Below are 12,592 nucleotides of genomic sequence, written 5' to 3' on the forward strand. Positions count from 1 at the left end.
CTCCAATCGGGTCAAAACTGCTACGCCTTCAGCGCCTGCGGGGCCGCGCGGCGGTGTCGGGAGAGCGAATATTCGAGCAGAGCCATGCCCTGCAGGATGATGAAGTTGAGGATGAGATAGATGATCGCCGCGCAGAGAAAGACTTCCATCGTGCGGTAGGTCTGCGAGATCAGCCGCTGGGCGACGCCGGTCACCTCCCAGACAGTGACGAGGCTTGCAAGCGCCGTCGACTTCATCATCAGCACGATCTCGGTGGAATAGGCCGGCAGCGCGTGGCGGAAGGCGATCGGCGCCAGGATACGGCGGACCAGCAGGAAGCCGGACATGCCGATCGAGCGCGCCGCTTCGATCTCTTTCGGGGAGACGGCGCGAATGCCGCCGCGGAAGATCTCCGCCGTATAGCCGGCGGTGCAGAGCGCCAGCGACAGCACGGCGCAGACCATCGGCTCGCGCAGGAACGTCCAGAGGAAGGAATAACGGATGAAGCCGAACTGGCCGAGGCCGTAGAACACCAGGAACATCTGGATCAGCAGCGGCGAGCCGCGGAAGATGAAGATATAGCCTTTGGCGAAACCCGAAAGTACCGGATTGCCGCTGGTCCGCATCCAGACGATGACGAGCGCCAGCAAGCCGCCTGAGATGATCGACAGCGAAAACAGGATGAGCGTCGTCGGTACGGCCTTGAGCAGGGTGACCAGGGTCGAGGCGATGAAGGTAAAATCCATTGTCGCCTCCTTACGCCTGGCCCATGGCCGATGCCGGCATGCTACGGTTGGCGCGGCGCTCCGCCCCGTTGAAGATGCGGTCTGAAAGGCTGGTCAGGATGAGATAGAGGCAGCCGCCAGCGATGAAGAACAGGAAATACTGCCGGGTCGAGCCTGCCGCCACCTGGCTGGTTCGCATCAGCTCGGCAAGGCCGGTGACGGAGATCAGCGCCGAATCCTTGAGACTGAGCTGCCAAACGTTACCGAGGCCGGGAATGGCGAGGCGAAACACCTGCGGCATGATGATGCGGCGAAGGCGCATGCCACGATGCATGCCGATCGCCGAGGCGGCTTCGAGCTCGCCCTTGGAGATGGCAAGGAAGGCGCCGCGGAAGACCTCCGCCTGGTAGGAGCCGGAGATGATGCCGACGGCAAGCGCGCCTGCGATAAAGGAGGGCAAGCCGAGGAAGCCCTCGTAACCCATTGCCTTGCCGATCGCGGTGACGGCCGAGGAGCCGCCGAAATAGATGAGATAGATGATCAACAGTTCGGGCACGCCACGAAACACGGTCGTATAGACGTTGCCAAGCGTGATGAGGATAAGATTGCCGGAGAGTTTCGCCGCCGCGACGATCGCGCCGAGCACCGCGCCGATCGCCAGCGCCGTTGCCGTGACGGCCAGTGTCATCAAGGTGGCGGCAATGAGCAGCGCGCCCCATCCCGTCGAGCCGAAGCCAAGCAGTTCCAAACTTGCCATATCGTCCGTTCCCCGTCCGCGGCAGTGTTTTGTGGATTGACAATAACACGCAGTCCCCGGCGATAAAGCCGGAGACCCGTGTCTGCGGCCGAAAGGCCGAAACGCCTACTGCTGCGGGCTGACGTCCATCTTGAACCACTTCATCGACAGGGTCTTGACCGTGCCGTCGGCAAGCGTCGACTTGATCGCCTCGTTGAACTTGTCGCGCAGGTCGGTATCGGCCTTGCGCAGGCCGAGACCTTCACCCTCGCCCCAGATCGAGCCGGCGATTTCTGGGCCGGTGAAGGCGAGCGTGTCGTTGGCGGCCTTGAACGCGTTGGCGAAATAGACGGCGTCATCGAAGCCGAGGTCGATACGGCCGTTCTGCAGGTCGAGGTCGCGATCGGCGCCGGTCTTGTATTCGCGGATCTCGGCGATGTCGCCGAAATTGTCATAGACGAACTTGGCGTAGACGGTGGCCGCCTGGATGCCGATCGTCTTGCCCTTGAAGACTTCCTTCAGCGCGTCGATCTCCTTCACGCCGGCCTGGCCGGGCGTCATCTTAATCGTGGCGCCGGTGCCGGCGGCGTTCGCCAGCGGGCTGTCCTTGGCGGCGGCGAAGGCGGCGGGCGTGGCGGCATAGGGAATGGTGAAGTCGATGATCTTCTTGCGCTCTTCGGTAATCGATAGCGCATCCATGATAACGTCGAACTTGCCGGCGTTGAGCGCCGGAATCATGCCGTCCCAGTCGGAGGCAACCAGCGTGCACTCGATCTTGGCGCGTTCGCACAGCACCTTGGCGAGTTCCGGCTCGAAGCCGCCGAGCGTGCCGTCGGCATTGGTGAGGTTCCAGGGCGCATAGGCGCCTTCGAGAGTAATAGTCGCCTTCGTCCAGTCCTTGGAAAAGGCAGGCGCGGCGAAGGCGGAAAAAGCCGCCACGCCACAAAGCAGGATTGCGCTGAATTTCATTTGTGAATTCTCCTCTGGAGTTGAAACAGACCTTGCGGCACCACGACCGATCTTCGCCGGCTTGCCCTTTCTTGTCCTATTTTTCTCAAAGGACCGATTGGGAGGTTGTATATGGTACCATATGAGATATTTTGTGATATGCAAGTGGGAAAGTTGAATTATGTGGCGAATTCCATTCGTGCAAAAGGAATAGGCAATGAAGCGTCCCGGCGAAATGAAGCGCGAACTGGCGGAAAATGACAGCACTCCGCTTTATGCCGGCGTCAAGCAGGTGATCCTCGACCGCATCCATAGCGGCGAGTGGCCGCCGAAATATCGCGTGCCCTCGGAAAACGAGTTGGTCGTCGAACTCGGCGTCAGCAAGATGACCGCCAACCGGGCGCTGCGCGAACTCGCCAATGAAGGCGAACTGATCCGCATCCAGGGCGTCGGCTCCTTCGTCGCCGAGCGCAAGGGCTATTCGGCACTGTTCGAAGTCCGCAACATCGCCGAGGAAATCGCCGAACGCGGCCATGTCCATGAGGCCGCCGTCGTCGTTCTCGCCCAGGAAACCGCCTCTCCCGAGATTGCCGACGCGCTGGAACTTGCAATTGGTGCTGCGGTTTTCCACTCGCTGATCGTCCACAGCGAAGACGGTGTTCCGGTGCAGATCGAGGATCGCTTCGTCCATCCGGAGGCGGCCCCGGAATATCTCGCCCAGGATTTCACCTCGCTGACGCCGAACGCCTATCTGACGGCCGCAGCCCCGCTCAGCGGCTCCGAGCACGTCGTCGAGGCGGCAATGCCGCAGGCCTGGGAATGCAAGCTCTTGACCATCATGAAGACCGAACCCTGCCTGACGATCCGCCGGCGCACGTGGTCGGCAAAGCAGGTGGTCTCAACAGCTCGCCTCGTCTATCCCGGCCACCGCTACCGGCTCGAAGCGCGCAGCGGTAAGATGTTCGAGGAGTGAAAACTGCCCATATTGTATATGGAACATGGGGGATTTATTGCGATGCCGGCGTGAAACGCGCCACCAGCGCGTGACGATCACCGGGATAGGTGAAGCGCACATGCGTCACCGGGCCGGCATTGCTCCAGGTGCGGCGTTCGACGACGAGGCAGGCGGTATTGCGTGGTATATCGAGAGCCGCGGCCAGCTCGGCACTAGCTGAAATAGCGTGGATCCGATGTTCGGCCGTGCTCCACGGCACCTGGTTGAGCAGCCAGGGGCCTGGCGCCATCGTCAGGAAATCGGCATCGGCGGCTTCCGGTACGGTCGCAAGACTGATCAGCCGCTCCTCCAGGCAAAAGGGGCGCATGCCGGCATTGTGGATGCAGACGACCTCGACGACCGAGGACGCCACAGGCAGTTCCAGCCGGCGGCTGTCGTCCGCCTTGGCCTTGCGGCTCGTCTTCTTCGAAACCGCATAGGAATAGGGCAGGTTCAGCGACTGCACCTCGGCCTTGATGTCGTGGATTTCAAGAATGGCCGATTGCGCCTGTGGCTGGGTGACGAAGCTGCCGGACTTCTTCCGGCGCTCGATAAGGCCGGCCTTGGCAAGCTGGGTCAGCACCTTGTTCACCGTCATGCGCGAGCAGTCATACTGCGTGGCGAGATCGACCTCGAACGGAATGCGGTGCCCCGGCGGCCAATCGCCCGAGACGATACGGCCCTCAATGTCGCCGAGGATGCGTTGATGCAAGGTGATATCCCTGCTTTGGTTCATCGCCACGTTCCGATTGGTCTCCCGCTATCTCTTTGTTTTTACGCAATCCCGGACGCAAAACCGCTACACACTTTGCTGGAATTGCTCTAATTCGAATGCTTGGACAGGAAACGCTCTTTTCAGACGGCGAGCAACTCGTCCATCGCCGCGAGGAAACGCCGGTCGATAGCATCGCGCCTGAGATGGCGTCCGCCCTCCACTTGCTTGCGGCCATGCGCCCAGACGCAATCGACGCCGACGCCGCCTGCAAACAGCCAGTGGTCGAGGATCTGGTCGCCTGTGAGATAAGGAACGGCCGCGGCATCGAGTGAGACGATATCGGCGTAGTAGCCCTCAGCAAGACCTGTTGGCGCCTTCAGCGCGGCACCACCGCCGGCAAGTGCATGTGTGAACAGCGAAAGCGCAGTCGAACCGCCGGGTGCCGCGACGACGTTGCGGGCGCGAAGCGCCAGGCGTTGCGAATATTCGAGCTGGCGCAGTTCCTCCGGCACGGAGATCAGCACGTTGGAATCCGAACCGATGCCGTAACGCCCACCCTCTTCGAGGAAAAGCGGCGCGGCAAAGGCGCCGTCGCCGAGATTGGCTTCGGTGATCGGGCAGAGGCCGGCGATAGCACCGCTTTTCGCCATCCGCCGCGTTTCGTCCTCGGTCATATGCGTCGCATGGATCAGGCACCAGCGTTCATCCACGGGCGCATGATCGAGCAGCCATCGCACAGGCCGCGCGCCGGACCAGGCGATGCAGTCCTCGACCTCCTTCACCTGCTCGGCGACATGGATATGGATGGGACCGTTGCCCGCCATGGGCACCAGCATTGCGAGCTCGTCCGGTGTCGCGGCCCGCAGACTGTGTGGTGCCAGCCCGAGCTCGGCGCCGTCGAGACGGCCGGTCACCGCCCGGCATCCCTCCATCAGCCTTTCGAAGCTTTCGAGCGAATTGATGAAGCGCCGCTGGCCGTCGATGGGGGCGGCACCGCCGAAGCCGGAATGGGCATAGAAGACTGGCAGCAGCGTCAGGCCGATACCGGCCTCTTCGCTTGCCGCGCCGATGCGTTCGGCAAGCTCGGCGATATTGGTATAGGCGCCGCCATCCCTGTCGTGATGGAGATAGTGGAATTCGCCGACACGGGAAAAGCCTGCCTCCAGCATCTCTGTATAAAGCTTGGCCGCGACCGCTTCGACATGCTCCGGCGTCATCGCCAGGGCAAACTTGTACATGACAGTGCGCCAGCTCCAGAAGCTGTCATTTGCCGGGCCGCGCACTTCCGCAAGGCCGGCCATCGCCCGCTGGAAAGCATGGCTGTGCAGGTTCGCCATGGCGGGAACGAGGAGAGCGTGGCGTTCATCGCCGGGCTCGGGAGCAGTGCCGATTTCGACCCGCGCAATGCGCCCGGCCTCAAGCGTCAGCCGCACATCCTTCTGCCAGCCCTGCGGCGTCAGCGCCGTGTCTGCGTGAAGTGTGGTCATCGCCTTCCCTCTCCTCTTGCCGTGCCGATCTTTCTTTTCCAGAAAAGCGCACAAAATTTCTCTTGTCACCTCTCGATTATGTATATACATGTTTTGGCATAAGGAAAGGCGCAAAGCTGATGACCGGGAACAATTTTTCAGAGGAAGCCCCATCTGCCGACACCCGCCCAGTGCTGTGGCGCAATGCGCGGCTCGCCACGCTCGCGCCGACAAAATCGGGACTCGGTATCGTCGAAAAGGGCGCCTTGCTGATCGAAAATGGCTGCATCGCCTTTGCCGGCGCTGAAAGCGAGCTGCCGGCATCGGCCATCGAACATTCCGAAATCGTCGATCTCGAGGGCCGGTGGGTAATGCCCGGTCTCGTCGACTGCCACACCCATATCGTTCACGGCGGCAATCGCGCCCGCGAGTTCGAAATGCGCCTGGCAGGCGCGACCTATGAGGAGGTCGCCCGAGCCGGCGGCGGCATCGTCTCCTCGGTGAAGGCGACCAATGCGCTGTCGGTCGAGGAGCTTGTCGCCCAGGCCTTGCCGCGGCTCGACACGCTGCTTGCAGAAGGCGTCACCACGATCGAGATCAAATCCGGCTACGGGCTGAACCGGACCGGTGAAGTGAAGATGCTGCAGAGCGCCCGCCTGCTCGGCCATATCCGCCCGGTCCGCGTCGCCACCAGCTATCTCGGTGCCCATGCGACGCCCGTGGAATATAAGGGTCGCAACGGCGATTATCTCGACGATGTCGTCCTGCCCGGTCTCGACGACACGCATGGCCTCGGTCTTGCCGATGCCGTTGACGGCTTCTGCGAGGGCATCGCTTTTTCCACGACCGAGATCGCCCGCGTCTTCGACAAGGCCAAGGCGCTTGGCCTGCCGGTCAAGCTGCATGCCGAGCAGCTCTCCAATCTCGGTGGCGCCAGGCTCGCCGCATCCTATGGCGCACTTTCGGCCGATCACCTCGAATATCTCGACGAGGATGGCGTTGCGGCGATGGCCGCAGCCGGCACCGTCGCCGTGCTGCTGCCCGGCGCCTTCTACGCCATCCATGAAAAGCAGAAGCCGCCGGTAGAGGCATTGCGGCGGGCCGGCGTGCCGATCGCGATCGCTACCGATTGCAATCCCGGCACCTCGCCGCTCACCTCGATGCTGCTCACCATGAACATGTCGGCCACACTTTTCGGCCTCACCGTCGAGGAATGCATCGCCGGCGCCACTCGCGAAGGCGCCCGTGCGCTCGGCCTGCTCGACAAGACGGGAACGCTCGAACCCGGCAAATCCGCCGATCTCGCCATCTGGAATATCGAAAGCCTCGCCGAGCTCGTCTACCGCATCGGCTTCAATCCGCTTCACACACGCGTCTTCAAGGGCGAAAGGAACGGCCGATGACCATCACGCTCCACCCGGGCTCCGTCTCGCTCAAAGATCTCGAAACTATCTACTGGACGGGCGCACCGGCAAAGCTCGATCCCGCCTTCGATGCGGGGATCGCCAAGGCCGCTGCCCGCATCGCCGAGATCGCCGCCGGCAATGCGCCGGTCTATGGCATCAATACCGGCTTCGGCAAACTCGCCTCGATCAAGATCGACAGCGCCGATGTGACAACTTTGCAGCGCAATCTCATCCTGTCGCATTGCTGCGGCGTCGGCGCGCCGCTGCCCGACAATATCGTGCGGCTGATCATGGCGCTGAAACTGGTCTCCCTTGGGCGCGGCGCCTCCGGCGTACGGCTGGAGCTGGTGCGGCTGATCGAAGGCATGCTTGATAAGGGCGTCACTCCACTGATCCCGGAAAAAGGCTCGGTCGGCGCCTCCGGCGATCTTGCGCCCCTTGCCCATATGGCAGCGGTGATGATGGGCGAGGCCGAAGCCTTCTTCGCCGGCGAACGGCTCCCAGGCGCGCAAGCCCTCGAAAGGGCCGGGCTGAAACCGGTGGTGCTCGCCGCCAAGGAAGGCCTGGCGCTGATCAACGGCACCCAGACCTCGACGGCGCTGGCACTTGCCGGCCTCTTCCGCGCCCATCGTGCCGCACAGGCGGCGCTCATCACTGGCGCCATGTCCACCGATGCCGCCATGGGCTCTTCGGCCCCCTTTCATCCGGATATTCACACATTGCGTGGGCATAAGGGCCAGATCGACACCGCGGCGGCACTTCGCGCCCTGCTCGAAAATTCCATCATTCGCCAGAGCCACATCGAGGGCGACGAACGTGTGCAGGATCCCTATTGCATCCGCTGCCAGCCGCAGGTCGACGGCGCCTGCCTCGATCTGCTGCGCTCGGTCGCCCGCACGCTTGAAATCGAGGCCAATGCGGTCACCGACAATCCGCTGGTGCTCTCCGACAATTCCGTCGTCTCCGGCGGCAATTTCCACGCCGAACCCGTCGCCTTCGCCGCCGATCAGATCGCGCTCGCCGTCTGCGAGATCGGCGCGATTTCGCAGCGCCGCATCGCGCTGCTCGTCGATCCGACGCTCTCTTACGGCCTGCCGGCCTTCCTCGCCAAGAAGCCGGGCTTGAACTCCGGCCTGATGATCGCCGAGGTCACGTCTGCGGCGCTGATGTCGGAGAACAAGCAGATGTCGCACCCGGCCTCGGTCGATTCGACGCCGACATCGGCCAACCAGGAGGACCATGTCTCCATGGCCTGCCACGGCGCCCGCCGCCTGCTCGGCATGACCGAGAACCTGTTCGGCATCATCGGCATCGAGGCGCTGACCGCGGCCCAAGGCGTCGAACTGCGCGCGCCGCTGTCGACGAGCCCGGAGCTTGGCAAGGCGATCACTGCCATCCGCAGCAAAGTTCCGAGCCTCGACGTCGATCGCTACATGGCAAACGACCTCGCCGCCGCCGCCGAACTGGTGGCGACGGGCGCCCTGAACGCCTCGGTTTCGAATGGTATTCTGCCGGTTCTGGAGGGCTAATCGTGATGGTTCTGCACTTGGTACCCCCCTCTGCCCTGCCGGGCATCTCCCCCACAGGTGGGGAGATCGGCTGGGCGCACCCGCTCGTTCCAGCATCAATTGTTTGGCAAGCTTCCATCCACGAGTCGATCTCCCCCCTTGTGGGGGTCCGAAGGACGGGTCGAGACCCGCGGCTCGACCCCGGGTCCGGCAGGACAGAGGGGGGTAACGCCCCAAACGCCGGAGCGCTCTGCTCATGACCACTCCATACGAAATAACGCGTGGCACCTCCCCCGTCATCCTCGGCTTCCCCCATACCGGCACCGAAGTGCCGCCTGAGATCGCCGACCGCCTCAACGACGAGGGTGGGATCCTCGCCGACACCGACTGGCACATCCACGAGCTCTATGACGGCCTGCTCGACAACGTCACCACCGTGCGCGCCACCTTCCACCGCTACGTGATCGACGCCAACCGCGATCCAGCCGGCGTCAGCCTCTATCCCGGCCAGAACACCACCGGCCTCATTCCCCAGACGGATTTCGACGGCAAGGCGATCTGGAGGGATGGGCAGGCGCCGGACGAGGCCGACATCGCGGCGCGGCTGCGGGACTTCCATGCTCCCTATCATGCGGCGCTCGCGGCCGAGATCGAGCGCGTCAAGGCCATCCACGGCGTCGCGATCCTCTACGACTGCCACTCGATCCGCTCCCACATTCCCTTCCTGTTCGAAGGCAAGCTGCCGGATTTCAATATCGGCACCGATATGGGCAAGACCTGCGACAGCGCCATCGAGCAGGCGACGCTCACCGTCGTCGAAGCCGCCGAGGGTTACGACAGTGTGCTCAACGGTCGCTTCAAGGGCGGCTGGACGACACGCCACTATGGTCGGCCCGACACTGGTGTGCACGCGATCCAGATGGAGCTCGCGCAATCGACGCATCTCCAGACCGAGGCACCGCCCTTTGCCTACGACGCCGCCAAGGCAGACAGACTTCGCGTCCATCTCAAAAACATTCTGGTGCGCATCGAACAGATTGCGCCGGGCCTGAAACGATAACGATCACTCGACAGGGGAACCGCCATGAACAATCCACGCCACAATATCCGCGAAATCCGCGCGCCCCGCGGCAACGATCTCAATGCCAAGAGCTGGATGACCGAAGCGCCGCTGCGTATGCTGATGAACAATCTCGACCCAGACGTCGCCGAGAATCCGAACGAGCTCGTCGTTTATGGCGGCATCGGCCGCGCCGCCCGCACCTGGGAGGATTTCGACCGCATCGTCGCGACGCTGAAGACGCTGACGGAAGAAGAAACCCTGGTCGTCCAATCCGGCAAGCCGGTGGCCGTCTTCCGCACCCACAAGGATGCGCCGCGCGTGCTGATCGCCAATTCCAATCTCGTGCCGCATTGGGCGACCTGGGATCATTTCAACGAGTTGGACAAGAAAGGCCTTGCGATGTACGGCCAGATGACGGCCGGTTCGTGGATCTATATCGGCACGCAGGGCATCGTGCAGGGCACCTACGAGACCTTCGTCGAGGCCGGCCACCAGCACTACGGCGGCAATCTCAAGGGCAAATGGATCCTGACCGGTGGCCTCGGCGGCATGGGCGGCGCCCAGCCGCTCGCCGCCGTCATGGCCGGCGCCTGCTGCCTCGCCGTCGAATGCAATCCCGATTCGATCGATTTCCGCCTGCGCACCCGCTATGTCGACGCCAAGGCCGAGACGCTCGATGAAGCGCTTGAGATGATCGACCGCTGGACCAAGGCCGGCGAGGCAAAGTCCGTTGGCTTGCTCGGCAATGCTGCCGAAATCCTGCCGGAGATGGTCCGCCGCGGCATCCGCCCCGATATCGTCACCGACCAGACCTCGGCCCACGACCCGATCAACGGCTATCTGCCGAAGGGCTGGACGATGGGTGAGTGGAAGGCAAAGCGCGAAAGCGATCCGAAGGCTGTGGAAAAGGCGGCCCGCGCCTCGATGCGCGAACATGTCGAAGCGATGATCGCCTTCTGGAATGCCGGCGTGCCGACCCTCGATTACGGCAACAATATCCGCCAGGTCGCCAAGGACGAAGGCCTCGAAAACGCCTTCGCCTTCCCGGGCTTCGTGCCGGCCTATATCCGCCCGCTGTTTTGCCGCGGCATCGGCCCCTTCCGCTGGGCCGCCCTTTCCGGCAACCCGGAGGATATCTACAAGACCGACGCCAAGGTGAAGGAACTGCTGCCTGACAACAAGCACCTGCATCATTGGCTCGACATGGCCAGGGAGCGCATCGCCTTTCAGGGCCTGCCGGCGCGCATCTGCTGGGTTGGCCTCGGCGACCGCCACAAGCTTGGCCTCGCCTTCAACGAGATGGTGAGAACAGGCGAACTCTCCGCCCCGATCGTCATCGGCCGCGACCACCTCGATTCCGGCTCCGTTGCCTCGCCGAACCGTGAGACCGAAGCGATGAAGGACGGTTCCGACGCCGTCTCCGACTGGCCGCTGCTCAACGCCCTGCTCAACACGGCATCGGGCGCCACCTGGGTGTCACTGCATCACGGCGGCGGCGTTGGCATGGGCTTCTCGCAGCATTCGGGCATGGTCATTTGCGCCGATGGCACGGACGATGCCGCAAGACGCCTCGAGCGCGTGCTCTGGAACGACCCGGCGACCGGCGTCATGCGCCACGCCGATGCCGGTTACGAGATCGCCATCGACTGCGCCAAGGAAAAGGGCCTGCGCCTGCCCGGCATTCTCGGGAACTGAACCCGGTGAGGATCCTGCGCGCCGGCGATCACAAACGCATGCCCTGGAAAAACGGCAAGGGAGAGACGGTGGAAATCGCCGTCTTTCCACCTGGCGCTTCGATCAACGACTTCGACTGGCGCATCAGCATGGCGACGGTCGCAGAGGACGGCCCGTTTTCGATCTTTCCCGGCATCGACCGCACGCTGGCGATCCTTGATGGCAACGGCATGGTGCTCGATGTGGCAGGCAGTTCGCCGGTGCTGCTGACAACGGCAAGCGATCCGCTGGCCTTCCCGGCGGATATCCCCGTCGCGGCCAGGCTCGAGGACGGAACGATCACCGATCTCAATGTGATGACGCGCCGTGACGGGCTCGCTCATACGCTGATCCGCATCGACGTCGATGGCGGCAAGACCGTGCGGCTTTCGCCCTCGATATGCCTGTTGCTTTGCCATCGCGGCGCATTGTCATTCCGGCGGGACAGCGAGACCGGCGCGCTTGCGGCCGGCGATGCGCTGCTGATCGAGGACGCGGCCGCAACCGCGCTGAAAATCGATGGCGAAGCCAGATGTTATCTCGCTTCGATCACCACAGGCTGATCTTCGAAGAAATAATTGAAAACATTAAACAATCTAGGATTTGGCGAAGCATGTGCATAAACCATCGCCATCGCGGGCCATGGACGTCATTCCTCGTTTCGGTCTAAACTTCGCCCTTCTGATGCAGAAGAAGACCTAGACTGCCCGCAACGTGCCGGGGAGCAAGGGAGCAGGCGTGACGGATCCATACGATATTCTCGGCGTTGAACGCGATGCGGACGAGGCGCAGCTGAAGGCCGCCTATCGGCGCCTGGCAAAGGTTGCCCACCCCGATTCGGGTGGTGATTCGGAAGCCTTTGCCAATCTGCAGAAAGCCTATGGGCTGCTTCTCGATCCGGTCCGGCGCAAGGTCTACGACGATACCGGCTACGACGTCGAATTCGCCGATGCCGCCGAGTTGCAGGCACTCGTGATGATCGAGAAACTCGTCACAGACGCGGTGCTCGACGAGCGCGCGCCCGGAAGTTTCGACCCCGTTGCCGTCATGCAGGACAGCCTTTCCGAAGAACTGCGCAAGGCGCGTTTCAGCAAGAGCGAGCTGGAGCGCCACGCCTCGCGCATCGGCCTGCATCTGGAGCGGCTCGAAAAACAGTCCGGCCGCGATGTGCTCGCCCACATGTTCCGCGCCCGCATCGAGGCGATCTCCAAGGCGGTCGCGGAAACCGAGGCGAAGATCAAGGCGACGGAACGCGCCGCCGACATGCTCTCCGGCTATGTCTACGACATCGACCCGCCGCTGCCGGATGCCGCGGTCACCAGCATCGAATGGGCCGAGA

General features: G+C 63.0%; 12 protein-coding genes. 7 read left to right on the plus strand and 5 right to left on the minus strand.

Features of this window, described 5'->3' with window-relative positions; translation table 11 throughout:
- Positions 1 to 20: 20 nt before the first annotated feature.
- The 3 genes from RWK44_RS19155 to RWK44_RS19165 all read right to left on the minus strand — a co-directional run bounded on the left by RWK44_RS19155 (position 21) and on the right by RWK44_RS19165 (position 2,409).
- A complete protein-coding gene (locus RWK44_RS19155) occupies positions 21 to 725 on the minus strand; it encodes an ABC transporter permease (protein WP_077980241.1) in 705 nt (234 codons plus the stop codon).
- A 10-nt stretch (positions 726 to 735) separates the two neighbouring features.
- On the minus strand, positions 736 to 1,461 hold the full coding sequence (locus RWK44_RS19160) for an ABC transporter permease (protein WP_077980242.1): 726 nt from the start codon (positions 1,459 to 1,461) through the stop codon (positions 736 to 738).
- 105 nt (positions 1,462 to 1,566) lie between these two features.
- Positions 1,567 to 2,409, minus strand: coding sequence for a transporter substrate-binding domain-containing protein (locus RWK44_RS19165; protein ID WP_222011004.1), 843 nt, complete (start codon positions 2,407 to 2,409; stop codon positions 1,567 to 1,569).
- Positions 2,410 to 2,605: 196 nt separating this feature from the next.
- Between RWK44_RS19165 and hutC (RWK44_RS19170) the strand changes: the two genes are divergently transcribed.
- Complete coding sequence (gene hutC, locus RWK44_RS19170; RefSeq protein WP_077980243.1) at positions 2,606 to 3,361, plus strand: histidine utilization repressor; 756 nt, start codon at positions 2,606 to 2,608, stop codon at positions 3,359 to 3,361.
- Between the two features lie 34 nt (positions 3,362 to 3,395).
- Here the strand turns inward: hutC (RWK44_RS19170) and hutC (RWK44_RS19175) are convergent, their stop codons facing one another.
- The gene (hutC, locus tag RWK44_RS19175) at positions 3,396 to 4,118 is read right to left on the minus strand and encodes a histidine utilization repressor (protein WP_316029264.1); all 723 of its coding nucleotides are present in this window, start codon (positions 4,116 to 4,118) and stop codon (positions 3,396 to 3,398) included.
- Positions 4,119 to 4,237: 119 nt separating this feature from the next.
- The gene (locus tag RWK44_RS19180) at positions 4,238 to 5,584 is read right to left on the minus strand and encodes a formimidoylglutamate deiminase (RefSeq protein ID WP_222011003.1); all 1,347 of its coding nucleotides are present in this window, start codon (positions 5,582 to 5,584) and stop codon (positions 4,238 to 4,240) included.
- 119 nt (positions 5,585 to 5,703) lie between these two features.
- Between RWK44_RS19180 and hutI the strand changes: the two genes are divergently transcribed.
- From hutI to RWK44_RS19210, 6 genes are all read left to right on the plus strand, one after another.
- Positions 5,704 to 6,966 carry an imidazolonepropionase gene (hutI, locus tag RWK44_RS19185; protein ID WP_222011002.1) on the plus strand — a complete coding sequence of 421 codons (1,263 nt, stop codon included), beginning with the start codon at positions 5,704 to 5,706 and terminating at the stop codon, positions 6,964 to 6,966.
- Positions 6,963 to 8,498: a histidine ammonia-lyase gene (gene hutH / locus RWK44_RS19190; protein ID WP_222011001.1), complete on the plus strand. Its 1,536-nt coding sequence runs from the start codon at positions 6,963 to 6,965 to the stop codon at positions 8,496 to 8,498. Before hutI ends, hutH begins: the two co-directional genes overlap by 4 nt.
- A gap of 235 nt (positions 8,499 to 8,733) precedes the next feature.
- A complete protein-coding gene (hutG, locus tag RWK44_RS19195; protein WP_316029265.1) occupies positions 8,734 to 9,537 on the plus strand; it encodes an N-formylglutamate deformylase in 804 nt (267 codons plus the stop codon).
- Between the two features lie 24 nt (positions 9,538 to 9,561).
- Positions 9,562 to 11,235: a urocanate hydratase gene (gene hutU / locus RWK44_RS19200; protein ID WP_222010999.1), complete on the plus strand. Its 1,674-nt coding sequence runs from the start codon at positions 9,562 to 9,564 to the stop codon at positions 11,233 to 11,235.
- Between the two features lie 5 nt (positions 11,236 to 11,240).
- On the plus strand, positions 11,241 to 11,816 hold the full coding sequence (locus RWK44_RS19205) for a HutD/Ves family protein (protein ID WP_316029266.1): 576 nt from the start codon (positions 11,241 to 11,243) through the stop codon (positions 11,814 to 11,816).
- A 175-nt stretch (positions 11,817 to 11,991) separates the two neighbouring features.
- Positions 11,992 to 12,592, plus strand: a 601-nt coding sequence (locus RWK44_RS19210; protein ID WP_316029267.1) for a J domain-containing protein, incomplete at its 3' end; no start/stop codon positions are given.

The sequence above is a fragment of the Rhizobium sp. 25PS6 genome (assembly GCF_032464655.1).
Taxonomy (GTDB): Bacteria; Pseudomonadota; Alphaproteobacteria; order Rhizobiales; family Rhizobiaceae; genus Rhizobium; species Rhizobium laguerreae.